General features: G+C 73.1%; 17 protein-coding genes. 11 read left to right on the plus strand and 6 right to left on the minus strand.

The genetic code is table 11. The features are described 5' to 3' along the window. The first annotated feature begins 179 nt into the window (after positions 1–179). Both N3K63_RS05475 and N3K63_RS05480 read left to right on the plus strand, forming a co-directional pair. The gene (locus N3K63_RS05475) at positions 180–1421 is read left to right on the plus strand and encodes a TetR/AcrR family transcriptional regulator (protein ID WP_261578977.1); all 1242 of its coding nucleotides are present in this window, start codon (positions 180–182) and stop codon (positions 1419–1421) included. 883 nt (positions 1422–2304) lie between these two features. Next, entirely contained in the window at positions 2305–3081 is a 777-nt protein-coding gene (locus tag N3K63_RS05480) for an enoyl-CoA hydratase (protein WP_261578978.1), read from the plus strand. A 15-nt stretch (positions 3082–3096) separates the two neighbouring features. On the opposite strand, the gene N3K63_RS05485 is transcribed toward N3K63_RS05480, so the two are convergent. After that, positions 3097–4590: an aldehyde dehydrogenase family protein gene (locus tag N3K63_RS05485; protein WP_261578979.1), complete on the minus strand. Its 1494-nt coding sequence runs from the start codon at positions 4588–4590 to the stop codon at positions 3097–3099. Between the two features lie 120 nt (positions 4591–4710). Between N3K63_RS05485 and N3K63_RS05490 the strand changes: the two genes are divergently transcribed. Further along, positions 4711–5316 (plus strand): TetR/AcrR family transcriptional regulator, encoded by a 606-nt coding sequence (locus N3K63_RS05490; RefSeq protein ID WP_261578980.1) that lies wholly within the window; start codon positions 4711–4713, stop codon positions 5314–5316. A gap of 308 nt (positions 5317–5624) precedes the next feature. On the opposite strand, the gene N3K63_RS05495 is transcribed toward N3K63_RS05490, so the two are convergent. The 4 genes from N3K63_RS05495 to N3K63_RS05510 all read right to left on the minus strand — a co-directional run bounded on the left by N3K63_RS05495 (position 5625) and on the right by N3K63_RS05510 (position 11375). Continuing rightward, a complete protein-coding gene (locus N3K63_RS05495; protein WP_261579204.1) occupies positions 5625–6590 on the minus strand; it encodes an NAD(P)H-dependent flavin oxidoreductase in 966 nt (321 codons plus the stop codon). A 202-nt stretch (positions 6591–6792) separates the two neighbouring features. Beyond that, positions 6793–8976, minus strand: a complete 2184-nt coding sequence (locus N3K63_RS05500; RefSeq protein WP_261578981.1) for a 3-hydroxyacyl-CoA dehydrogenase NAD-binding domain-containing protein — start codon at positions 8974–8976, stop codon at positions 6793–6795. 25 nt (positions 8977–9001) lie between these two features. Beyond that, a complete protein-coding gene (locus tag N3K63_RS05505; protein WP_261578982.1) occupies positions 9002–10210 on the minus strand; it encodes an acetyl-CoA C-acetyltransferase in 1209 nt (402 codons plus the stop codon). A gap of 13 nt (positions 10211–10223) precedes the next feature. Beyond that, on the minus strand, positions 10224–11375 hold the full coding sequence (locus N3K63_RS05510) for an acyl-CoA dehydrogenase family protein (protein ID WP_261578983.1): 1152 nt from the start codon (positions 11373–11375) through the stop codon (positions 10224–10226). 148 nt (positions 11376–11523) lie between these two features. On the opposite strand from N3K63_RS05510, the gene N3K63_RS05515 reads away from it, so the two are divergent. The 6 genes from N3K63_RS05515 (at position 11524) to N3K63_RS05540 (ending at position 18243) form a co-directional block, all read left to right on the plus strand. Then, on the plus strand, positions 11524–12312 hold the full coding sequence (locus N3K63_RS05515; protein WP_261578984.1) for an SDR family oxidoreductase: 789 nt from the start codon (positions 11524–11526) through the stop codon (positions 12310–12312). Then, positions 12309–13604, plus strand: a complete 1296-nt coding sequence (locus tag N3K63_RS05520) for an acyl-CoA dehydrogenase family protein (protein WP_261578985.1) — start codon at positions 12309–12311, stop codon at positions 13602–13604. Before N3K63_RS05515 ends, N3K63_RS05520 begins: the two co-directional genes overlap by 4 nt. Then, positions 13601–14674 carry a phosphotransferase family protein gene (locus tag N3K63_RS05525; protein WP_261578986.1) on the plus strand — a complete coding sequence of 358 codons (1074 nt, stop codon included), beginning with the start codon at positions 13601–13603 and terminating at the stop codon, positions 14672–14674. Before N3K63_RS05520 ends, N3K63_RS05525 begins: the two co-directional genes overlap by 4 nt. 64 nt (positions 14675–14738) lie before the next feature. Beyond that, entirely contained in the window at positions 14739–15515 is a 777-nt protein-coding gene (locus N3K63_RS05530) for an electron transfer flavoprotein subunit beta/FixA family protein (RefSeq protein WP_261578987.1), read from the plus strand. A gap of 11 nt (positions 15516–15526) precedes the next feature. Further along, positions 15527–16513: an electron transfer flavoprotein subunit alpha/FixB family protein gene (locus N3K63_RS05535; protein WP_261578988.1), complete on the plus strand. Its 987-nt coding sequence runs from the start codon at positions 15527–15529 to the stop codon at positions 16511–16513. Then, a complete protein-coding gene (locus N3K63_RS05540; protein ID WP_261578989.1) occupies positions 16513–18243 on the plus strand; it encodes a cytochrome b/b6 domain-containing protein in 1731 nt (576 codons plus the stop codon). The genes N3K63_RS05535 and N3K63_RS05540 overlap by 1 nt, the downstream gene beginning before the upstream one ends. 18 nt (positions 18244–18261) lie before the next feature. On the opposite strand, the gene N3K63_RS05545 is transcribed toward N3K63_RS05540, so the two are convergent. Continuing rightward, complete coding sequence (locus N3K63_RS05545) at positions 18262–18768, minus strand: GNAT family N-acetyltransferase (RefSeq protein ID WP_261578990.1); 507 nt, start codon at positions 18766–18768, stop codon at positions 18262–18264. A gap of 115 nt (positions 18769–18883) precedes the next feature. Between N3K63_RS05545 and N3K63_RS05550 the strand changes: the two genes are divergently transcribed. Together N3K63_RS05550 and N3K63_RS05555 are read left to right on the plus strand one after the other, a co-directional pair. Continuing rightward, on the plus strand, positions 18884–19444 hold the full coding sequence (locus N3K63_RS05550) for an acyl-CoA thioesterase (RefSeq protein WP_261578991.1): 561 nt from the start codon (positions 18884–18886) through the stop codon (positions 19442–19444). A 96-nt stretch (positions 19445–19540) separates the two neighbouring features. Next, positions 19541–23251 carry a bifunctional proline dehydrogenase/L-glutamate gamma-semialdehyde dehydrogenase gene (locus N3K63_RS05555; RefSeq protein WP_261578992.1) on the plus strand — a complete coding sequence of 1237 codons (3711 nt, stop codon included), beginning with the start codon at positions 19541–19543 and terminating at the stop codon, positions 23249–23251. The last annotated feature ends 130 nt before the right edge of the window (positions 23252–23381 follow it).

Genomic DNA, 23381 nt, shown 5'->3' on the forward strand with positions numbered 1-23381 from the left:
CCTACGTCGTCGTCGGGGGGATCGCCGCCACTCTGCGGCGCCCGGGGCATGGGTCGAGTATGCCACCGGGATGCCGTGTTGTCACGCAGTTTGTTAACGGCGATTCACAGAATCCCGGATGCCGGATGTGAACCGCCGCTCCCGGTCGGTGGGCGGCGGCGGGGTCTAGGCTGTTCCGCATGACTTCGGCAGGCGGATCCGCCCTCGCAGCGGCGGAGGCGGCAGCGGAGCCGCCCGCCGCCCCGGTTCCCCGCGCCCGTCCGCGCGACCGCAAGCGCCGCATCGAGGAGGCCGCCGCCGTCGCCTTCGCCGAGCGCGGCTACCACGCCGTCGGCATGCAGGACATCGCCGCCGCCGTCGGCATCTCGGCCCCCGCCCTGTACCGCCACTTCCCGAACAAGTACCAGCTGTTCGTGCGCACCGCCTTCGGCCTCGCGCACCGCCTGGTCGAGGCGACCGAGCCGCCGGCATCCGCCCCCGCCGACGCCGACCCGCGCGCGGTGCTCGACGAGCTGCTGGACGCCGTCATCGACACGACCGTCGAACTGCGCGCCACCGGCGGCATCTACCGCTGGGAGGGCCGCTACCTCGAGGCGCCCGACCGCGCCGTGCTGACCGGTGAGTTCGTGCTGCTGCGCGAGCGGTTCTCGGAGCGGCTGGCCGTGCTGCGCCCCGAGCTCGACGACGTCGAGCAGCGGTGGCTGGCGCTGGCGGCGCTGTCGGTCGTCGCCTCGATCACCGCCCACCACACCGTCGTGGCCGCCCGCACCCTGCGCACGCTCCTGGCCGAGGCCGCCTGGCGCGTGCTCGAACTGCCGGTGCCGGTGGCCGCCAGCGGCGCCGAGGTGACGGCATCTGGGCCGGAACGGGAAGACGACTCGCGGCGCGAGCGGCTGATCGACTCGGCGGTGCGCCTGTTCGCCGCCCGCGGCTACAACGACGTGACGATCGAAGACCTCGCCACCGCCGTCGACCTCACCCCGTCGGGGGTCTACCGCCACTTCGAGAACAAGTCGGCGCTGCTGCTGGCCGCCTGCGAGCGGGCCGCGGTCTCGCTCGAACGGGCCGTGCTCGGCGCGCGCGAGCACGCCGCCTCGCCCGCGGATGCCGTGCGCGAGCTGTGCCGCGTCTACGTGCAGCACACCTTCGCGCACCTCGCCCTCACCCGCGTGTACTTCGCCGAACTCGGCAACCTGCCCGCCGAAGACCAGCGTCGGCTGCGCGCCCTGCAGCGCGCCCACGTCGCCGACTGGACCGCCCTGCTGCAGTCGGCCCGCCCGCAGCTGCGCGGCAAGGAGGCCGCCGTGCTCGTGCACGCCGGCCTCAACATCGTCGCCGACCAGGCTCCCCTCCTCCCCGTGCGCGACGCCGACGCCGCCGACCGGCTGGTCGCGCTGATGGGTGCGGCGCTGGGCGTGTAGATCGGGGGCGCGGGGTTGGGGTCGGGGTTGGGGCTCTGGCTGGGGTTGGGGCTCGGGCCGTTGAGGCTCAGGCTCGGGTCGGGGAGCGGGCGTGCGGCATCCGCCGTTTGCGGGACATGCCCTCGAGTCGGGTCCCGCATTCCGCGGCTGGGGGAGCCGGAACCCGTCGTTCGTGGGACCCGCCCTGGATCCAGGTCCCGCATCCCGCGGCTGGGGGAGCTGGAACCCGCTGTTTGCGGGACCCGTCCTGGAACCAGGTCCCGCATCTCGCGGGTGGGGGAGCTGGAACCCGCTGTTTGCGGGACCCGCCCTGGAACCAGGTCCCGCATCTCGCGGGGGAGGGAGCCGGCATCCGCCGTTTGCGGGACCCAGCCGGGTCGCATGTCCCGAAGTCGGCGGGTGCCCCGCCTGCCACCCGCCGTTAGCGGGACCTGCCCTCGAGCCAGGTCGCGCATTCCGCGGGTGGGGAGCCGGCATCCGCCGTTTGCGGGACCCGCCCTCGAGCTGGGTCCCGCATTCCGCGGCTGGGGGAGCTTGAGCTCGCCGTTTGTGGGACTAGCCCTGGATCCAGGTCCCGCATCCCGCGGGTGGGGGAGCGGCATCTGCCGTTTTCGGCACTAGCCCTGGATCCAGGTCCCGCATCCCGCGGGTGAGGGAGCCGGCATCCGCCGTTTGCGGGACCCGCCCGGAACGCATGTCCCGAAACCTGCGGGTCTGCCGCCCGCCGCCCGCCGTTACCGGGACGCCGCACGGATGCCCGTCCCGCAAGATGCGCTGTTCGGCGTGGGTGCCCGCACCTTGCGGGACCTGCCAGATGACCACGTCCCGCGTTCCGCAAGCCGCACGCCCACCCACCCGCCACCTGGCGTGACAGCATGAGCACATGACCGCTTACGAGACGATCCTGGTCGAGACGCGCGGACGCGTCGGCTGGATCACCCTGAACCGTCCCGAGGCGCTGAACGCGCTCAACTCGCAGGTGATGCGCGACGTCGTCGCGGCATCCGAGGCGTTCGATGCCGATGAGGGCATCGGCGCCATCGTCGTCACGGGCAGCGAGAAGGCGTTCGCCGCCGGTGCCGACATCAAGGAGATGGAGCAGAAGTCCGGCCGCGAGATGATCATGGACGATCACTTCGGGGCCTGGGCGCGCTTCGCCGCCGTGCGCACACCCGTCATCGCCGCGGTCTCGGGCTACGCGCTGGGCGGCGGATGCGAGCTCGCGATGATGTGCGACATCATCATCGCCGGCGACACCGCACGCTTCGGGCAGCCCGAGATCAACCTCGGCATCATCCCGGGGATGGGCGGCACGCAGCGGCTCATCCGGGCCGTGGGCGCATATACCGCTGCCGACATGGTGCTCACCGGGCGGATGCTGACCGCCGACGAGGCCCAGCACGTCGGGCTGGTCTCACGCGTCGTGCCGTCCGCCGACCTTCTCGCCGAGGCCACGACCGTGGCCGAGACCATCGCCGCCAAGTCGCTGCCCTCGGTGTTCGCCGCCAAGGCCGCGCTCGATGCCGCCCTCGAGACCACCCTCGCCGAGGGCCTGCGGTTCGAGAAGCACGTGTTCGCGGCGCTGTTCGACACCGACGACCAGAAGGAGGGCATGGCCGCGTTCCGCGAGAAGCGGCAGCCCGGCTTCACCCACCGGTGAGGCCAGGCCGCGGGCTCACTTCCCCTTGCCGTGCAGCAGGGGGATGAGCTTGGCGACCAGGTGCATGTCCTTGTCGGTGCGCTCCATCGTGAGCAGGTTCAGTGCCGCCTTGCGCGTCTGACGGGCCACCGACTTCGGCGTCGAGAACTCCCGCAGGCCGTCGGCCCCGTGGATGCGCCCGAACCCCGAACCCTTCACGCCGCCGAACGGCAACGCGGGGATCGCGGCGAATCCGAGCACCGAGTTGATGGTCACGACCCCCGCCTTCAGTTGCGCCGCCAGGCGCTCGCCGGTGCGGGCGGATGCCGTGAACACCGCGGCCCCGAGACCGTACTCGGTCGCGTTCGCCTTCGCGACGGCCTCGTCGAGCGAGTCGACCGCGTTGATGACGACGGTCGGGCCGAAGGTCTCCGACCGCACGGCGTCTGCGTCTTCGGGCACGTCGCACAGCACCACCGGGTCGACCGTGCGGCCTCGCACCGACCCGGCGCCGCCCAGCACCGCCGTGCCGCCGCGGGCGAGAGCATCCGACACGTGCGCGGCCACCACGTCGGACTGCGTGCCGAGCGTCATCGGCCCGTACGACAGCGCCTCGCCGTCGGTGCGCAGCCGCTGCGCGCGCTCGACGACCTTGGCCACGAGCGCATCGCGCACCCCGCGCTCGACATACACGCGCTCCACACCGACGCACGTCTGGCCCGCGTTGCCCATCGCCCCGAAGACGACGAAATCGGCGGCCGCGTCGAGGTCGGCATCGGATGCCACGATCAGCGCATCCTTGCCGCCGCACTCGGCGACGAGGGGGGTGAGGGTCTGCGCGCAGGCGGCCATCACGCGCTTCGCGCTGGCCGTCGACCCGGTGAAGGCCACCTTGTCGACCCCCGCCGACACCAGCGCGGCGCCGGTGTCGCGATCGCCGGTGGCCACCTGCAGCACCGGCTGCGGGCACACCTCGTTCCACCGCGCCTCGATCCACCGGGCGGTGCCGGGGGTCAGCTCGCTCGGCTTGAAGACGACGGCGTTGCCGGCCGCCAGGGCGTAGGAGATCGACCCCATCGGCGTGTAGAGCGGGTAGTTCCACGGGCCGATCACGCCGACGACGCCGTAGGGCTCGTAGCGCAGCGTGGCGCGCTGGTTGTAGTTCATGAGGCCGGCTGCCACCTTGCGTCGGCCCAGCACCTTCGGTGCGTGCACGGCCGCCCAGTCGAGGTGGCCGAGGGTCAGCATCACCTCGAGCAGGGCGTCGCCGGCGGGCTTGCCGGTCTCGCGCGAGATGACCGCCGCGAGATCCTGCGCGCCGCGCGCGATCGCTCCCTTCCACGCGCGCAGCACGCGCTTGCGGCCGTCGAAGCCCTGCGCCGCCCACCAGGCGGCCGCATCGCGGGCCTCGGCGACGCGGCGGGCGATCGCCGCGGCATCCTCGAGTCGGTGTTCGGAGATGACCGAGCCGTCGCGCGGGTCGTGCGCGGCGAACGTCGTGGCGGTGCCGTCGTCGGCGATCAGTGTCATGTCGGATTCCTCGCTCATCGTTGAGCGGTCCCAGAAGTGAACCGTGGTTCACTTTACGTCTGTCGCAGGGAGTTCTGCAAGCATTTTCGAATCCCCGTTAGAATGAGCGCGGGAGGTGCCATGAGCGGACAGGTGCAGACGCCGAAGTCGGCGCGCACGCGCGAGCGGATCCTCGATGCGGCCGCCCAGGTGCTCAGCCGCAAGGGCTACGCCGGCACCCGGCTGAGCGACGTCGCCGAAGTCGCCGGCATCCAGGCGCCCGCGATCTACTACTACTTCGGCTCCCGCGACGACCTCGTCGAAGAGGTGATGTGGGCCGGCGCCCACCGCGTGCGCGCCCACGTCGAAGAGGTGCTCGGCGGGCTGCCCGAGGCGGATGCCGGGGAGCGACTGCTCGCCGCCGTCGACGCCCACCTGCGCTACGAGCTGTTGATCTCCGACTACACGACCGCCTCGGTGCGCAACGCCGGGCAGGTTCCCGAGCATCTGCGCGTGCGCCCCGCCGCCGAGGAGGGCGCCTACAGTCGCCTCTGGCGCGACCTGTTCCAGGCGGCGCAGGATGCCGGACTGCTGCGCGACGGCCTCGACATCAACGTCTTCCGCCTGCTGCTGCTGGGCTCGATGAACTGGGCCGTGGAGTGGTGGAACCCCCGCACCCGGTCGCTCGACGACCTCGTGCGCGGTGCGCAGGACATGGTGCGCTTCGGCACCTTCGCCCGCCCCTAGCCCCCGCCTGTTCGCCGGGGCATCCGGCGCATAACTCAGGCAGAACCTCGTGAAACGCCCCGACGACGGGCTCGGGCGGAGAATCTGCCTGAGTTATGCGACCTGGCCCGCTCCTCACCGCCCGCCACCTCCACCTCGCCGCGCAGCCCCGTGCGGGTTCGGCGACACCCGGGGCGGTGTCGGCGCCGGCGCATAACTCAGGCAGAACCTCGCGGAACGCGCCGATGGCGGGCTCGGGCGGCGATTCTGCCTGAGTTATGCGACCTGGCCCGGTCGCAGCTGCGACGCCGCAGCCCGCCCCGTGGGGCTCAGGCGAACTGGGCCAGGCGGCGGGTGAGGATCTCGTGGGCCTCGGCCACGGTGCGGCGCACGACCTCGCCGGCGGCGGGGATGTCGCGGATGATGCCCTGCACCTGGCCGACGGTCCAGATGCCGGCCTCGACGTCGCCGTTCTCGAACACCTTGCGGCCCCGCGCCCCGGCGACCAGCGGCTGCACGTCGGGGAACTGCCCGCCGTCGCGGAGGATCTGCACGACCTCGTCCGACACCGAGTTCTTCGCGACGCGCGCGGTGTTGCGCAGCGACCGGAAGATGAGGTTGGTGTCGAGTTCGGATGCCGCGACGATGCGCTCCTTGACCGCCTGGGCGATCGGGGACTCGACCGTGCACATGAACCGCGAGCCCATGTTCACGCCGTCGGCGCCGAGCGCGAGGGCGGCGGCCAGGCCCCTGCCGTCGGCGAAGCCGCCCGACGCGATGAACGGGATCTCGAGCGCGTCGGCGGCGGCCGGGATGAGCACGAGCCCGGGAACGTCGTCTTCTCCGGGGTGCCCGGCGCACTCGAACCCGTCGATCGACACCGCGGTCACCCCGACCGCCTGCGCCTTGAGCGCGTGACGCACCGACGTGCACTTGTGGATGACCCGCACGCCGTGCTCGCGGAACAGCTCCATGTGCGGCTCGGGGTTGGCGCCGGCGGTCTCGACGATCGTGATGCCGGCGTCGATGATGGCCCGCCGGTACTCGTCGTAGGGCGGCGGGGTGATCGACGGCAGGATCGTCAGGTTCACCCCGAACGGCTTGTCGGTGAGAGTGCGCGCACGCTCGATCTCGGCGACGAGGTCGGCGGGAGTCGGCTGGGTGAGCGCGGTGATCATGCCGAGGCCCCCCGCCTCGGACACCGCCGCGGCCAGCTCTGCCCGCCCGACCCACATCATGCCGCCCTGCACGACCGGATGCTCGATGCCGAGCGCCTCGGTGAACCGGGTGCGCAGGCGCGTTTCGACTCGTCGCTGCGCTCCTCGCTCAACGACCGGGGGTGCGGCGGCCGCGGGCGGGGGTGCGGCGGCCGGGGGTGCGGCGAGCGGGGAGGGGGTGGGGTGCGTTTCGACTCGTCGCTGCGCTCCTCGCTCAACGACCGGGGGTGCGGCGACCGGGGCAACGACCGGGGGTGCGGCGAGCGGGGAGGGGGTGGGGTCACTCATAGGTCTCACCGGCCTCGGCCTTGGCGACCAGCGATGCCGGCGGGGTGAAGCGCTCGCCGTAGGTGGCGGCCAGCTCGCGGGCGCGGGCGACGAAGCCGGGCAGGCCCCCCTCGTACTGGTTGGCGTACTGCAGCACGCCGCCGGTCCACGCGGGGAAGCCGATGCCGTAGATCGAGCCGATGTTGGCGTCGGCGACCGAGGTGAGTACGCCCTTGTCGAGGCAGTCGACGGTGTCGATGACCTCGGCGAACAGCATCCGCTCCTGCAGATCCTTCAGTGGAATCGAGGTGCGCCCCGAGTCGTACTTCTCGCGGAGCCCGGGCCAGATGCCCGTTCGCTTGCCGTCGACGTAGTCGTAGAAGCCGCCGCCGGCCTTGCGGCCCGGGCGCTGCGCCACGTCGACGATCCAGTCCATGACCGCCTCGGACGGATGCTCGGTCCACACGCCGCCCTCGGCCTCGACGGCCGCCCGCGTCTCCTGCCGGATCTTCTGCGACAGCGAGATGGTCAGCTCGTCGAGCAGCTGCAGCGCGCCGGCGGGGTAGCCGGCCTGGAGCGCGGCCTGCTCGACCGAGACCGGTTCGACGCCCTCGCCGACGGCGGCGACCGCCTCGGCGATGAAGGTGCCGATCACCCGCGAGGTGAAGAAGCCGCGCGAGTCGTTGACGACGATGGGCGTCTTGCGGATCTGCAGCACGTAGTCGAACGTCTTGGCCAGCACCTCGTCGCTGGTGTTGCGGCCGCGCACGATCTCGACCAGCGGCATCTTGTCGACGGGGGAGAAGAAGTGGATGCCGATGAAGTCGGGGCGCCGCTTCACCCCCTCCGAGAGCTCGGTGATGGGCAGGGTCGAGGTGTTCGAGCCGAGCACGGCGTCGGGGGCGACGACGTCTTCGATCTCCTGGAACACGGCCTGCTTGACCGGCACCGACTCGAACACGGCCTCGATGACGAAGTCGACGCCGGCGAAGGCGGCGGCCTCGCCGGTGGGGGTGATCTTCGCCAGCAGGGCCTCGCTCTTGTCGGCGGTGGTCTTGCCGCGCGCGAGGGCCTTCTGCTCGAGGCCGCGGGCGTAGTCCTTGCCCTTCTCGGCCGCCTCGAGCGAGACGTCTTTCAGCACGACGTCGATGCCGGCCTTGGCCGACACGTAGGCGATCGCCGCGCCCATCATGCCGGCGCCGATGACGCCGACCTTAGTGGCCCGGAACGGCGGGAACCCGTCCGGCCGCGAGGTGCCGGAGTTGATGGCCTGCAGGTCGAAGAAGAACGCCTTGATCATGTTCTTGGCGACCTGGCCGTGCGTGAGGTTCACGAGGTAGCGGGTCTCGATGAGCGAGGCCGTGTCGAGGTCGACGTAGGCCCCCTCGACAGCGGCCGCGAGCGCGGCGCGGGGCGCCGGCATCGGGGCGCCCTTCACCTGCTTGCGCAGGAGCGCCGGCAGGGCGGGCAGCATCGCGGCGACGCCGGGCGAGGTGGGCGCACCGCCCGGCAGGCGGAAGCCCTTCTCGTCCCACGGCTTCACCGGGGCGGGGTGGGCGGCGATCCACGCGCGGGCGCGGGCGTCGAGTTCGGCGGCGGGGGCGACCTCGTCGATGATGCCGACGGCCAGGGCGTCGTCGGCGCGGAAGCGGGTCGCCGGCAGGATGACCTCTTGCAGCGCCTTCTGCAGCCCCAGCATCCGCACGGTGCGGGTGACGCCGCCGCCGCCGGGAAGCAGCCCCAGCGACACCTCGGGCAGCCCGAACTGCGCGCCGCGCGCGTCGGAGGCGGCGATGCGGTGGTGGGTGGCCAGGGCGACTTCGAGGCCCCCGCCGAGGGCGGTGCCGTTGAGGGTCGACACGACCGGCCGGCCGAGCTTCTCGAGGCGGCGCAGCAGCGCCTTCACGTGGTCGATGTGGGCGGTCTCCTCGGCGGCCTTGGCCGGGTCGGCCGCCCGCAGCAGGTTCAGGTCGCCGCCGGCGAACCAGCTCTTCTTCGCCGAGGCGAGGATGACCCCGGTGATCGTCTCCCGCTCGGCCTCGAGGCGGTCGACGGTGGCCTCGAGCGCGCGCACGAAGTGCGGGTTCATGGTGTTGACCGAGCTGTCGGGGTCGTCCATGGTGATGGTCACGATGCCGTCGGCATCCTGATCCCAGGCGTAGCCGGTGTAGGCGGGGGCGTCGGTGGTGCTGCTCATCTCGTGCTCTCCTTGTCCGTCCGCGTCAGACGCGCTCGATGATGGTGGCGATGCCCATGCCCGCCCCGACGCACAGGGTCGCCAGACCCCGCTTCAGGTCGCGGCGCTCGAGCTCGTCGAGCAGGGTGCCGAGGATCATGGCGCCGGTGGCGCCCAGGGGGTGGCCCATCGCGATGGCGCCGCCGTTGACGTTGACCTTGTCGTCGGGGATGCCGAGGTCTTTCTGCCACTTCATGACGACGGCGGCGAAGGCCTCGTTCAGCTCGAACAGGTCGATGTCGTCGACGGTGAGGCCCGCCCGTTCGAGCGCCTTGCGCGTGGCGGGGGTGGGGCCGGTGAGCATGATCGTCGGCTCCGACCCGGTGACGGCGGTGGCGACGATCCGCGCCCGAGGGGTGAGGCCCGCCGCCGCGCCGGCGTCGGCCGAGCCGATCAGCACGAGGGCGGCGCCGTCGACGATGCCCGACGAGTTGCCGGGGCCGTGCACGTGGTCGATCTTCTCGACCCAGTGGTACTTCTGCAGTGCGACGGCATCGAACCCGGCCTGGTCGCCGATACCGGCGAAGGATGCCGGGAGGGTGCCGAGCGAGGCGACGGTCGATTCGGGGCGACGGTGCTCGTCGTGGTCGAGCACGACCACGCCGTTGACGTCGGTCACCGGCACGATCGACCGCGCGAACCGGCCCTCCTGCCACGCCGTCTCGGCGCGCGCCTGCGAGCGGGCGGCGAAGGCGTCGACGTCTTCGCGCGAGAAGCCCTCGATCGTGGCGATGAGGTCGGCGCCGATGCCCTGCGGCACGAAGTAGTTGTCATAGCCGGTGGTCGGGTCTTGCGCGTAGGCGCCGCCGTCCGAGCCGATCGGCACGCGCGACATCGACTCGACGCCGCCGGCGAGCACGAGGTCTTCGAAGCCCGAGCCCACCTTCTGGGCGGCGAGGTTGACCGCCTCCAGGCCCGACGCGCAGAACCGGTTGACCTGCACGCCGGCCACGGTCTCGGGGAGTCCCGCCACCAGCGCGGCGGTGCGGGCGATGTCGCCGCCCTGCTCGCCGACGGGGGAGACCACGCCGAGCACGATGTCGTCGACGTTCGCGGCGTCGAGCCCGGGGTTGCGCTCGGTGATCGCGTCGATCAGCGTGACGACGAGGTCGACGGGCTTGGTGGCGTGCAGTGCGCCGCCCTTGTTCTTGCCGCGCGGGGTGCGCACGGCGTCGTAGATGAATGCGTCAGTCATTGTTCTTCCTCCGTCACAGGCCCAGATCGCGGCCGACGATCTCCTTCATGATCTCCGTCGTGCCGCCGTAGATGGTGGTGATGCGCGCATCGAGGTAGTCCTGCGCGATGCGGTACTCCTTCATGTAGCCGTAGCCGCCGTGCAGCTGCAGGCACCGGTTCACGATGTCGACGTACTGCTCGGTGGTCCAGAACTTCGCCGCCGCGGCATCCGTCGCCGACAGCCGTCCCTCGCCGTGCTGGCGGATGGCGGCGTCGATGTAGGCGCGGCTGACCGCGGTGGCGGTGACCATGTCGGCCAGCTGGAAGCGGGTGTTCTGGAACGAGCCGATCGGCTTGCCGAACGCGGTGCGCTCGGTGACGTACGACAGGGTGCGCTCGAGCACGCCCTCGCTGGCGGCGACGGCGGCCGCGGCGATCGACAGGCGCTCCTGCGGCAGGTTCTTCATGAGCCCGATGAAGCCGCTGCCCTCGGGGCCGAGCAGGTTCGCCGCCGGCACGCGCACGTCTTCGAAGACGAGCTCCGAGGTGTCCTGCGAGTGCAGGCCCACCTTGTCGAGGTTGGCGCCGCGGCTGAAGCCGGGCATGTCGCGCTCGATCACCAGCAGGCTGAGGCCCTTGTGCGGGTCGGGGGAGGTGCGCACGGCGGTGGCGATGAGGTCGGCGTTCTGCCCGTTGGAGATGAAGATCTTCGAGCCGTTGACGACGAAGTCGTCGCCGTCGCGCACCGCCGAGGTGCGGATGCCGGCGAGGTCGCTGCCGGTGCCCGGCTCGGTCATCGCGATGGCGGTGATGAGCTCGCCCGCCGCGATGCCGGGCAGCCAGCGCTGCTTCTGCTCGTCGTCGGTGAGGTCGGTGAAGTAGGGGATCGTGATGTCGTTGGACAGGGCGATCCCGGCCATGCCGTTGGAGACGGGGTTGCGGGCCAGCTCTTCGCCCATGATCGCGTTGAAGCGGAAGTCGTCGGCGCCGCCGCCGCCGTAGGCCTCGTCGATGGCGAACCCGAGGATGCCGGCCTCGGCAGCCGCAGTGAACAGCTCGCGGTCGACCTTGCCCTCGGCCTCCCACCGCTGCGCGTGCGGCTTCGCGTTGCGCTCGACGAACTCCCGCACGAGCTCGCGGAACTGCTCGTGGTCGTCGTCGTACAGATCCCGTGTCAGCGCCATCGCCGCCCGTCCTTCCGCGCCGCTCCTTCGCGGCATCCGGCTTTTTATTATGCATTAGAAACCCGAGGATGCAATGCCGGTTTTCTCAGGTTGCGTTTCGGCGCTTGTTTAATCAGGATTAGAGAATCCGACCATCGAAGGAGATGCCATGACGGATGCCGCGACGTCCACCCCCGGTGCCGGCGAGCCGTTCCGCGGGCGGGTGGCCCTGGTCACCGGAGCCAGCCGCGGCATCGGGCTCGCCATCGCCGAGCGCCTCATCGCCGGAGGCGCCTCGGTGTGCCTCACGGCGCGCCGCGCCGCACCGCTGGCCGAGGCCATCGCGCAGCTGCCGGAGGGCCGGGCGATCGGCCTCGCCGGCGGCGCCGACGACCCCGCCCACCGCAGCGAGGTGTTCGCCGCGATCGAGCGCACCTACGGGCGCATCGACGTGCTGGTCAACAACGCCGGCATCAATCCCGTCTTCGGGCCGCTGGCCGACCTCGACCTGGAGGCGGCGCGGAAGATCCTCGAGGTGAACGTCGTGGGCACCCTCGCGTGGACGCAGGCGGCGCTGGCGGCCGGCCTCGGCGACCACGACCACGCCGCCGTCGTCGACGTGTCGTCGGTCACCGGCGACGTGCCCTCGCCCGGCATCGCCTGGTACGGGGTGAGCAAGGCCGCCGTCAGCCATCTGACGCGCAGCCTCGCCGTCGAGCTCGCCCCGCGGGTGCGCGTGAACGCCGTCGCGCCGGCGGTCGTGAAGACCCGGTTCGCCCGCGCGCTCTACGAGGAGCGGGAAGACGAGGTGAGCGCCACCTACCCGATGGGGCGGCTCGGGCAACCCGCCGACGTGGCCGAGGCGGTGGCCTTCCTCGCTTCGCCGGCGGCGTCGTGGATCACCGGCCAGGTGCTCACCCTCGACGGCGGGCTGCTCCAGGCGGGAGGCACGGCATGAGCGACCTCGTCGCGCGCACGCGCGCGTTCATCCGCGAGGCGGTGGTGCCCGCCGAGCCGGGCTGGGGGCAGACCCTGGGCGACGCCGAGCTGGCCCGGCTGCGCGCGGCGGCGCGCGAGGCCGGCGTGTTCGCCCCGCACGCCCCGCGTGCCTACGGCGGGCTGGGCCTGTCGCTGCGCGACTGGTCGCCGGTGTTCCAAGAGGCGGGCTACTCGCCCATCGGCCCCGCGGTGCTCAACATCATGGCGCCCGACGAGGGCAACATGCGCCTGCTCGAGATCGTCGCCTCCGACGACCAGCGCGAGCGCTACCTGCGCCCGCTCGTCGCCGGCGACGTGCGCTCGGCGTTCGCGATGACCGAGCCCCACCCGGGCGCCGGCTCCGATCCGGACGCCCTCACCACCACGGCGCGGCGCGTGGCCGGCGGCTGGGTGATCGACGGCGAGAAGCGCTTCATCTCGGGCGCCGAGGGCGCCGGGTTCGCCATCGTCATGGCCCGCACCGAGGCCGCCGGCGACCACCCCGCCGGGGCGACCATGCTGCTCACGCCGCTGACGGCCGACGGCATCCGCATCGGCCCCGCCATCGGCACCATCGAGGCCGCGATCGCGGGCGGCCACCCGCACGTGCGCTTCGAGGGGGTGTTCGTGCCGGATGCCGATGTGCTCGGCGCCCCCGGCGAGGGCTTCCGCTACGCGCAGGTGCGGCTGGGTCCCGCCCGCCTCACCCACTGCATGCGCTGGCTGGGACTGGCCCGCCGCGCCTTCGACATCAGTCTCGACCGGGCGGGCGCCCGCAGCCTGTTCGGCGCGCAGCTGTCCGAGTTGGGGCTCGCGCAGGCGCTCATCGCCGACAGCGCGATCGACATCGCCACCTCGGACGCCGTCATCGACGCAGCCGCCCGCGCGCTCGACGACGACACCGACGGGGGTCGCGCCGGCGCTGCGCTGTCGTCGATCGCCAAGGTGCACTGCTCCGAGGCCGTGTACCGCGTGATCGACCGCGCCGTGCAGCTGTGCGGCGGCGACGGTGTGAGCTCGGGGCTGCCGCTCATCCAGTACCTCAACGAGGTGCGCCCGTTCCGCATCTACGACGGGTCGAGCGAGACCCACCGCTGGGCGATCGCCCGCCGCGCGGCCCGGGCGCGGGCGCGCGAGGTGGCCGCCGGCGAGCCCCGGCGCGATCTGGTGACCCGCGCGGATGCCGGGGGACCCGGCCACGGTGGCGGTGGCGGTGGCGACGGTGGCGCGCGCGCCGGCGGCGACCACGGCGGCGCGGGCGGGGCGGCATGATCAGCGAGCCCGACGGCGTCGAGGTGGTGGCCACGGCGGCCGACGCCGCGCCGGGCGCGGCACCGCTGCTGGTGGTCGACCGCATCGCGGCCTACCTCGCCGGCCAGGGGCTCGGCACCGGGGAGCTGTCGTGGGAGCGGATCGGCGAGGGGCAGTCCAACGTCACCTACGCGGTGCGCCTCGACGGGCGCGACCTCGTGCTGCGCCGCGGGCCGCGCCCGCCGCTGCCGCCGTCGACGCACGACATGGTGCGCGAGGCGCGCGTGCAGCGGCTGCTGGCCGCCGCCGGGCAGCCGGTGCCCGAGATCGTCGCCGTCTGCGACGACGACAGTGTGCTCGGGGTGCCCTTCTACGTCATGGAGCGCGTCGACGGGGTCGTCGTCACCGACGAGCTGCCGGCCGTCTTCGCCGACCCGGCGCAGCACGCGCCCCTGGCCGAGGCCGCCGTCGACGCCCTCGCCGACCTGCACGCCGTCGACGTGGCATCCGCACCGCTGGCCGACCTCGGGCGGCCGGGCGGCTACCTGCAGCGACAGGTGCGGCGCTTCGCGGGACTGTGGAGCGCCAACACGCGCCGCGACCTGCCGCTGGTGGCCGAGCTCGCCACCCGCCTCGAGAACCGGATGCCGCTGACCCAGCGTCACAGCGTCGTGCACGGCGACTACCGCATCGGCAATCTCATGTACGGCCCGGCCGCGCCGCCCCGCGTTGCTGCGATCCTCGACTGGGAGATGGCGACCCTCGGCGACCCGCTCGCCGACCTCGGCTACTTCACGGCGACCTATGCGCGCCCCGGCATGCGCGAGACGCCGCTGGAGCTGACCACCGTCACCCGCGGCGCCCACTTCCCCGACACCCACGCGCTCGTGGAGCGCTATGCCGCCCGGCACGATCTCGACCTGTCGGCGCTCGGCTGGTACGAGGCGCTGGCGCTGTGGAAGGCCGCGGTGTTCTGCGAGGCCCTGTACACGCGGTGGCGGGCGGGGGAGCGCCCCGGCGACACGTTCGGGCCGACGCTCGAAGACGGCGTGCCCCGGTTGCTCGACGCTGCCGCGGAGCGGCTGCCGTGATCGCGCCCCGCGGCGGCGGAGTGCGTGCCCGGATGCATAGACTCGGTGGACGGAGGATCCCCCTATGAAGATCGTGGTGCTGGTCAAAGAAGTCCCGGACACCTATGGCGACCGCACGCTGAACCTGGAGACCGGGCTCGCGGAGCGTGACTCGTCGGAGCGGGTGCTCGACGAGATCGGAGAGCGGGCGCTGGAAGTGGCGCTCTCGTACGCCGACGCGCACGCGGGCACCGAGGTCGTCGTCGTGTCGATGGCCCCCGAAGCCGCCCAGGCGTCGGTGCGGAAGGGGCTCGCGATGGGTGCGGCCTCGGCCGTGCAGGTCGTCGACGAGGCTCTGGCCGGTGCCGACCTCGGCGTGACCGCGAAGGTGCTCGCCGCCGCCGTGCAGCGCGTCGGGTTCGACCTGGTGATCACCGGCAACCTGTCCACCGACGGCTCGGGCGGGGTGCTGCCGGCCATGATCGCCGAGCACCTCGGTGTGCCGCAGGCCACCGCGCTGTCGGCCGTCACGATCGCCGACGACACCGTCTCGGGCACGCGTGCCTCGGATGCCGGGACCGCCCAGGTCTCGGCGGCGCTGCCCGCGGTCATCTCGATCACCGAGGCTCTGCCCGATGCCCGCTTCCCCAACTTCAAGGGGATCATGGCGGCCAAGAAGAAGCCGCTCGAGGTCGTCTCCCTCGCCGAGCTCGGCGTCGACATCGACCCCGCCGCCGCCCCGCAGACGATCCTCACCGCCGTGGCGGCCAAGCCGCCGCGTGGTGCGGGCGTGAAGATCACCGACGAGGGGGACGCCGGCGAGAAGCTCGCGGCGTACCTCATCGAGAACCGACTGGCCTGAGGAGCACCGACATGACGTTCGCCGCCGATTCGATCCTCGTGCTGCTCGATGTGACCCCCGCCGGTGAGCTCGCCTCGTCGTCGGCCGCCCTGCTGGGCGCCGCCGCGCAGGTGGGCACCCCCGTCGCCCTCGTCGTCGCCGGTGACGATGCGCTGCCCGCGCTCGCCGCCGCCGCCGGCGATCTGGGCGCCGCCGCCGTGCTGACCGCCGGTCTGAACGGGGCCGACACCGCACTCACCGTGCCGCTGGTCGATGCGCTCGCCGAGGCCGCGGCGCTCGTGCAGCCCGACGCGGTGCTGGTGTCGAACTCGATCGAGGGCCGCGACGTGGCCGGGCGCTTCGCCGTGCGCACCTCGGCGGCCCTGTCGGTCGACGCCGTGGGCATCGCACGCGACGACGACGGGGTCGTGGCCCAGCACTCCGTCTACGGCGGCGCGTTCACCTCGACCTCGGCGCCCACCTTCGGGCCGCTGGTGGCCACCGTGCGTCAGGGCGCCGTCGACGCGCGCGCCGACGCGGTGGCCGCCCCCGAGGTCACGCCCCTCGCCGCCGCACCCTCCGGCGTCGCCGCGGCGACCATCGCCTCGTTCGACGCCGCCGTCGTCGAGTCGTCGCGGCCCGAGCTGCGCGGCGCCGGCCGTGTGGTCGCCGGCGGCCGCGGACTCGGCTCGCAGGAGAAGTTCGTGCTCGTCGAGCAGCTGGCCGACGCCCTCGGCGCCGCCGTGGGCGCCTCCCGCGCGGCTGTCGACGCCGGGTACATCCCCTACGCGCACCAGGTCGGGCAGACCGGCGTCTCGGTCTCGCCGCAGCTGTATGTCGCCCTGGGCATCTCGGGCGCGATCCAGCATAAGGCGGGCATGCAGACCGCCAAGACCATCGTCGCGATCAATAAGGACGGCGATGCCCCCATCTTCGACATCGCCGACTTCGGCATCGTGGGTGACGTGTTCCAGGTCGTTCCGCAGCTGATCGCCGCCCTCGAGGCGAAGAAGGCGTGATGGCCACGTACGGGCGCGCGCTGCGCCGGGGACTTCCCCGCGCCGCCGGGGGAGAGGCCTGGCCTCCCGCCGGCGAGGCCGCCGGTGATGCGGTCGCCGCGCCCGTCGTCGATGCGGCCACGTCGGTCGCCGAGGCCCCCGCCGCGCCCGTCGCTGGCGCGGCGAGGCCCGTCGCCGAGGTCACCGCGACGCCCGTCGCCGCGGAGAGCGCCGCGGTGGTCTCATCGCCCCCGGTCGCCGACGTCGAACCGGCCGCCGCGCCGGCCGCGCCCACCGCCGCATCCGTGACGCTGCGCCGAGGACTGCCGCGCACGCCCGGCGGAGAGCCCTGGCCGCCGGCATCGGCCACCGCCGCCGTCGCGGCCGTGGCGTCAGCCCCGGCTGCCTTGACGCTCGACACCGTTGCCCCTGCCGCAGCCGCGGCCCCCGCCGCCGCAACCCCCGTCGTGGACGCCCCCGCCGCCGTGACCGCCGCGGCCGCGTCCGCCGTCGCGGATGCCGGTGGCGCGAGCCTGCGCCGCGGCCTGCCGCGCACCACGGGCGGCGAGCCCTGGCCGCCCGCCGGCACCGCGCGCGCCGCGGTCGCCGCATCCGCCGAGGACGCCCCCGCCGCCGAGACTCCCGCTTCCGTGCCGACCCCGGCCGCCGCGGAGACCCCCGCTCCCGCCGCCGCGGCGCCCGTCGCGCCCGCACCCGCCCCCGCCCGCACGCCCGCGCCGGTGGTGCGCGCACCCCTCACCGTGCCCCGCACGGTGTGGCCGGGGCGCGCGGCCTTCCACCGCCCGCCGGCCGCGCCCGCGCCGCGCCGCCTCGGGCCGTTCACCCGGGCGCAGTGGGCCGGTGTCGTCGTCATCGGCGGCGGTGGCCTGCTCGTGGCCGCGGCCCTCGCGGTGCTGTTCGTACGGGCGCTGCTGAGCATGCCGGCGCTGCAGGACTTCCTCGCCGCCTACCCCGGCGAATACCACCTCCCCGAGGGCGCCCCCGTCGGCATCCCCGCCTGGCTCGGCTGGCAGCACTTCCTCAACGGGTTCTTCATGCTGCTGATCATCAAGACCGGCCTCACGATCCGCACCGAGAAACGGCCCGCCGTCTTCTGGACGCCGCGCCGCGACAAGAAGGGCAAGACGAGCCTCACCATCTGGTTCCACCAGGCGCTCGATGTGCTCTGGATCGTCAACGGCGTCGTGTTCGTCGTGCTGCTGTTCGTCACCGGGCAGTGGATGCGGATCGTGCCGACCAGCTGGGAGGTCTTCCCCAACGCGCTGTCGGCCGCCCTCCAGTACGTGTCGCTGGACTGGCCCACCGAGAACGGCTGGGTCAACTACAACTCGCTGCAGCAGCTCGCCTACTTCGCGACGGTGTTCGTCGCCGCCCCGCTGGCCTTCCTCACCGGCATCCGCATGTCGGGTGTCTGGCCGCGGGGCAACACGAAGCTCAACACGCTCTACCCGATCGACTGGGCGCGCAAGGTGCACTTCCCGGTGATGCTCTACTTCGTCGCGTTCATCATCGTGCACGTGGCGCTGGTGCTCTCGACCGGGGCGCTGCGCAACCTCGGCCACATGTACGCCGCGCAGGGCTCCACCGACCCCACCGCCTACGCCGACAACTGGCTCGGCTTCTGGATGTTCGTGCTGTCGCTCGCGGTGATGGCCGGCGCCTGGATCGCCGCGCGCCCCATGGTCATCGCGCCGATCGCACGGCTGTTCGGCACCGTCAGCGGTCGCTGACGGGCGGCACCGTCCGCGTCAGCGGACGAAGCGCACTTCGGTCAGCGTCTCGCCGAGGAACGGCTCGGTGTGCGTCGCGCCGTCGAGGGTGAAGCCGTTGCGGGCGTAGAAGCGGTGCGCGCGGGGGTTGTCCTCGGCGACCCACAGGTAGGTGGGCTCGTCGGGCTCGATCGCCGCGTCGAACAGCTTCTGGCCGATGCCGGTGCCGTGGTGGGCATCGAGCAGGTAGATGAAGTAGAGCTCCCGCAGGGTGGGGGCGTCCTTGTCGCGCGCCGGCCCCGACCCGACGAATCCGACGATCTCGCCGCCGACGAGCGCGGCGAACATGCGGAAATCAGGTCCCTGAGAGGCCCAGTGGGTCCACAGCTCCGCCAGTCGGCGAGGCGAGACCTTCTCGAGCGCGGCCTTGCTGATGAGGTGGTCGTAGGTCTCGTGCCAGCACGTCGCATGCACCCGGCCGAGAGCCTCGGCATCCACATCGCGAACGGGACGGACGACGATGTCGGTCTGCAGTTCGGCTTCCATGGCCAGACTCTACGTCCGGGCCCGGTTTTCGCGAAATCGCGGGCGACGGGCGGCCTGGAGGGTGTCGACAACGGGTTTGCCCCCGCCCCCTCCGGAGGCGCTAGCATCGCCGCTCGTGAACGTGTGGTGGCGGACCCTGCTGACGATCTGGCGCGCGAAGGTGCTGCTGCGCCGTCGTGGCCCCATCCCGCCGCACTCGGTGGGCCGCCTGCGGCTGCGCACCCTGCCCACCGACATCGACCTGCTGATGCACATGAACAACGGCCGCTACGCGTCGCTGTTCGACCTCGGCCGGTTCGACCTGCTCATCCGCACCGGACTGTGGGATGCCATGAACGCCCACGACTGGTATGCGGTGGTGGCCAGCGAGACGGTCACCTTCCGCAAGTCGCTGCAGCTCTGGCAGCGCTTCACCGTCGAGTCGCGCCTGTACGGGCACGACGACAAGGCGGTCTACCAGATCCACCGCGCCGTGGTGAAGGGCGAGGTGTACGCCGAGATGATCGTGCGCGCGCGGTTCCTGCGCAAGGGCGGCGGCGTCGTCAACACCGACGAACTGTTCGCCGCGCTGGGCCGCCCCGACGACCTGCCGCCGCTGCCGGAGTGGATCCCCGCCTGGGCCGCCGGCGCGGCCCTGCCCTCGACCCGCGCCGAGGCCCCCAGCACCTGGGACTGACCGGCGCGCCGACGCGGATCGGCGCGGGCCGGTGAGGGGTGCCGGACCCCGGTGCGGCGCCCGGCCGCGCGGGCGGCGCAGACGTAGGCTGGGCGCATGCCGGACACCGCTCCCGCGGCGCCACAAGCGCCGCGCTCCGACCTGGCCGCGCAGGCGATCGACCTCGCGCAGCGCTGGGTGACCGCCTCGGCCTCCGTCGAGGTCGACCCCGCCGCCGCACGCCTGGCGGGCGTGCTGAAAGACCCGAACGGTCTGCCGTTCACGATCGGGTTCGTCGACGGCGTCATGCGCCCCGAGAGCCTGGCCGCCGCCGCGGCCAACCTGCAGCGCGTCGCCCCCCTCGTGCCGGGCTTCCTGCCCTGGTACCTGCGCGGCGCCGTGCGCACCGGCGGCGCCGTGGCCCCCGTGCTCCCCACCCCGACCGTGCCCATCGCGCGGCGCGTGCTGCGCGAGATGGTGGGGCACCTGGTCGTCGACGCCCGCGACGACAAGCTCGGTCCGGCGATCGAGAAGCTGCGCGCCTCGGGCGCGCGCCTGAACCTCAACCTGCTGGGTGAGGCGGTGCTCGGCGAGCACGAGGCGCTGCGCCGACTCGACGGCATCCACGACCTCATCCGCCGCCCCGACGTCGACTACGTGTCGGTGAAGGTGTCGGCCATCGCCAGCCACATCTCGATGTGGGCCTTCGACGAGGTCGTCGACGCCGTCGTCGAACGGCTGCTGCCGCTGTACCTGACGGCATCCGGCGACGCGACCTTCATCAACCTCGACATGGAGGAGTACCGCGACCTCGATCTGACGATCGCGGTGTTCACCCGCATCCTCGAAGACCCGCGGCTGGCGGGCCTCGAGGCCGGCATCGTGCTGCAGGCCTACCTGCCCGACGCGCGCCCCGCGCTGCGCGAGCTCACCGCGTGGGCGCGGCAGCGCGTGGCCGCCGGGGGCGCGCGCATCAAGGTGCGGCTCGTGAAGGGCGCGAACCTCGCCATGGAGCGGGTGGATGCCGTGATGCACGGCTGGGCGCTCGCCACCCACGCCTCCAAGCTCGACTCGGATGCCGGCTACCTGCGCTGCCTCGACGACGCGCTCGACCCCCGCAACACCGCCGCCGTGCGCATCGGCGTTGCCGGCCACAACCTCTTCGACATCGCCCACGCCTGGCTGCTGGCGGGGGAGCGGGGCGTGCGCGACGACATCGAGTTCGAGATGCTGCTCGGCATGGCGCAGGGCCAGGTCGAAGCCGTCGCCCGCGACGTCGGCCCCGTGCTGCTGTACGTGCCGGTCGTGCGCCCCGACGAGTTCGACGTCGCCATCAGCTACCTCGTGCGCCGCCTCGAAGAGAACGCGTCGAGCGACAACTTCCTCTCCGCCGCGTTCGACCTCGCCACCGACCCCGCCATGTTCGAGCGGGAGCGGGACCGGTTCGTCGCGTCGGTGGAGCGGGCCGCCGACCCCGCCCTGCCCGACGGGCCCCGCCGCACGCAGGACCGCGGCCTCCCTCCCGAGGCCCCGGCGCCCCGCCGCACCCGCGGCCCCGCCGACGACGATGACGCACTCACCCAGGCGGTGCTCGGCATCGCCCGGTCGGCGGCGGCCGAGCCCGAAGAGACCCAGCCGCTGGCTCCCGGCGTGCAGGGGCAGATGTTCGGCGGCGCCGAGATCGTCGAGACCGCGGTCTTCTCCTCCCACGAGTCCGCCGAACGCGCCTACGGCGCCCCCGGCTTCGAGAACACGCCCGATTCCGACCCGGCGCTCCCGGCCAACCGGGCCTGGGCCCGCGGCATCCTCGGCCGGGTGGAGACCTCGGCCGCCGGCGAGGCGACCATTGCCGCCGCCCGTATCGACGACGCTGACGCCCTCGAAGCCGCCGTCGCCCGCGTGCGCGCCGCCGCCGCCGCATGGGGCGCGCGCCCCGCTGCCGAACGATCGAGCGTGCTGCAGGCCGCCGCGGCCGCCCTCGAAGCCCGCCGCGGCGAGCTGATCGAGGTCGCCGCCTCCGAGACTGGCAAGGTCTTCGCCGAGGCCGACGTCGAGGTGAGCGAGGCCGTCGACTTCGCCGGCTACTACGCCGCCACCGCCCGTGAGCTCGACCGCGTCAGCGGCGCCGTGTTCGTGCCGGCCCGGCTCACCCTCGTCACCCCGCCGTGGAACTTCCCCATCGCGATCCCCGCCGGTGGAGTGCTGGCCGCTCTGGCCGCCGGTTCGGGCGTCGTCTTCAAGCCCGCACCGCAGGCCCGCCGCTGCGCCGCCGTCGTCGCGGAGGCGCTGTGGGAGGCCGGGGTGCCGCGCGACCTGCTCGCCCTCGTCGACCTCGACGAAGGCGCGCTCGGGCAGCGGCTGGTCGCCCACCCGGACGTCGACCGCGTCATCCTCACCGGCGCGTGGGACACCGCCGCCCTGTTCCGCTCGTGGCGCCCCGACCTGCCTCTGCTGGCCGAGACCAGCGGCAAGAACGCCATGATCGTCATGCCCTCCGCCGACCTCGACCTCGCGGCATCCGATCTCGTGCGCAGCGCCTTCGGGCACGCCGGGCAGAAGTGCTCGGCTGCGTCGCTGGCGATCCTCGTCGGACCCGTCGCCCGCTCGGAGCGCTTCCGCCGGCAGCTCGTCGACGCCGCCCGGTCGCTGCGCGTCGGGCTGCCGTCCGACCCGCTCAGCGAGGTCGGTCCCGTCATCGAGGCGCCGCGCGGCAAGCTGCAGTGGGCGCTGACCACCCTCGACGAGGGCGAGCAGTGGCTCGTCGAGCCGGCGCCGCAGCAGACCGCGCCCGAATACGCCGGGCGGCTGTGGAGTCCCGGCATCCGCGTCGGGGTGCAGCCGGGCTCGCGCACCCACCTGGAGGAGTTCTTCGGGCCGGTGCTGGGCGTGATGCACGCGCACTCGCTCTCGCACGCCATCGAACTGCAGAACCAGGTCGCCTACGGCCTGACCGCAGGGCTCTACACGCAGAGCCCCGACGACCTCGCGCTCTGGCTCGACCGGGTCGAGGCCGGCAACCTCTACGTCAACCGCGGCATCACCGGCGCCATCGTGCAGCGGCAGCCGTTCGGCGGCTGGAAGCGCTCGGCCGTCGGGCCCGGCACCAAGGCCGGCGGCCCCAACTACCTGATCGGCCTGGGCACCTGGCGGCCAACCACGGGCGCCGCCCCGTCGGCGACCCTGCACCTGCGCGGTCTCGACACCCGCATCACGTCGGTGATCGAGGCCGCCCAGCCGTCGCTGGACTACGAGGCCTTCGAGTGGCTGCGCCGCGGCGCCCTCTCCGACGCGATCGCCTGGGACCGCGAGTTCGGCCGCGTGCGCGACGTGTCGCAGCTGAAGGTCGAGCGGAACCTGTTCCGCTACCGGCCGGTGCCCGTCGCGATCCGCGCCACCGCCGACGCGGCGTGGAGCGCGGTGCTGCGGGTGGTCGTGGCCGGCGTCCGCGCGGGCGCGGCGATGACATTGAGCACGCCCGTCGGCATCCCGGCATCCGTCCGTCACGCCCTCGCCGGGCTCGACGTGCCGGTCTACCTCGACGACGACGACCAGTGGATGCAGCGCCTCACCCGCCCCGCCGACCCGCTCGACCCCGCCGCCACCGGCCGCCCGGCGCGCGTGCGCCTCGTCGGCGGTGCCGATGCCGTCGCGCAGGTGCGCGCCCGCATCGCCGCGGCGACCGGCGGCGACCCCGACCTCGCCGTCTACGCGAACGAGGTCACCACCGCGGGGCGCATCGAGCTGCTGCCCTTCCTGCACGAGCAGGCGGTCACCATCACCGCGCACCGCTTCGGCAACCTCGACGACTGGTCGGCCGAGGTCATCTGACCCCGCGGCCCCGTGGTTCGGGGGCGGGGCTGCGGTCGAGGGCTGGGCTTCGGGCCTCTGGGCTTCAGGAGGTCGAGGGCCCGCAGCCGAGCTCCAGGGGCCATTCGTTCGCGGCCGTCACCATCCGTCG

This window comes from Microbacterium festucae, from assembly GCF_025421715.1.
GTDB lineage: Bacteria > Actinomycetota > Actinomycetes > Actinomycetales > Microbacteriaceae > Microbacterium > Microbacterium festucae.

What these genes read in the sequence shown, in the direction of transcription:
- N3K63_RS05475 (WP_261578977.1), top strand. Translation starts at nt 180, where the DNA reads ATGACTTCGGCAGGCGGATCCGCCCTCGCAGCGGCGGAGGCGGCAGCG.
- N3K63_RS05480 (WP_261578978.1), top strand. Translation starts at nt 2,305, where the DNA reads ATGACCGCTTACGAGACGATCCTGGTCGAGACGCGCGGACGCGTCGGC.
- N3K63_RS05485 (WP_261578979.1), bottom strand. Translation starts at nt 4,590, where the DNA reads ATGACACTGATCGCCGACGACGGCACCGCCACGACGTTCGCCGCGCAC.
- N3K63_RS05490 (WP_261578980.1), top strand. Translation starts at nt 4,711, where the DNA reads ATGAGCGGACAGGTGCAGACGCCGAAGTCGGCGCGCACGCGCGAGCGG.
- N3K63_RS05500 (WP_261578981.1), bottom strand. Translation starts at nt 8,976, where the DNA reads ATGAGCAGCACCACCGACGCCCCCGCCTACACCGGCTACGCCTGGGAT.
- N3K63_RS05505 (WP_261578982.1), bottom strand. Translation starts at nt 10,210, where the DNA reads ATGACTGACGCATTCATCTACGACGCCGTGCGCACCCCGCGCGGCAAG.
- N3K63_RS05510 (WP_261578983.1), bottom strand. Translation starts at nt 11,375, where the DNA reads ATGGCGCTGACACGGGATCTGTACGACGACGACCACGAGCAGTTCCGC.
- N3K63_RS05515 (WP_261578984.1), top strand. Translation starts at nt 11,524, where the DNA reads ATGACGGATGCCGCGACGTCCACCCCCGGTGCCGGCGAGCCGTTCCGC.
- N3K63_RS05520 (WP_261578985.1), top strand. Translation starts at nt 12,309, where the DNA reads ATGAGCGACCTCGTCGCGCGCACGCGCGCGTTCATCCGCGAGGCGGTG.
- N3K63_RS05525 (WP_261578986.1), top strand. Translation starts at nt 13,601, where the DNA reads ATGATCAGCGAGCCCGACGGCGTCGAGGTGGTGGCCACGGCGGCCGAC.
- N3K63_RS05530 (WP_261578987.1), top strand. Translation starts at nt 14,739, where the DNA reads ATGAAGATCGTGGTGCTGGTCAAAGAAGTCCCGGACACCTATGGCGAC.
- N3K63_RS05535 (WP_261578988.1), top strand. Translation starts at nt 15,527, where the DNA reads ATGACGTTCGCCGCCGATTCGATCCTCGTGCTGCTCGATGTGACCCCC.
- N3K63_RS05540 (WP_261578989.1), top strand. Translation starts at nt 16,513, where the DNA reads ATGGCCACGTACGGGCGCGCGCTGCGCCGGGGACTTCCCCGCGCCGCC.
- N3K63_RS05545 (WP_261578990.1), bottom strand. Translation starts at nt 18,768, where the DNA reads ATGGAAGCCGAACTGCAGACCGACATCGTCGTCCGTCCCGTTCGCGAT.
- N3K63_RS05555 (WP_261578992.1), top strand. Translation starts at nt 19,541, where the DNA reads ATGCCGGACACCGCTCCCGCGGCGCCACAAGCGCCGCGCTCCGACCTG.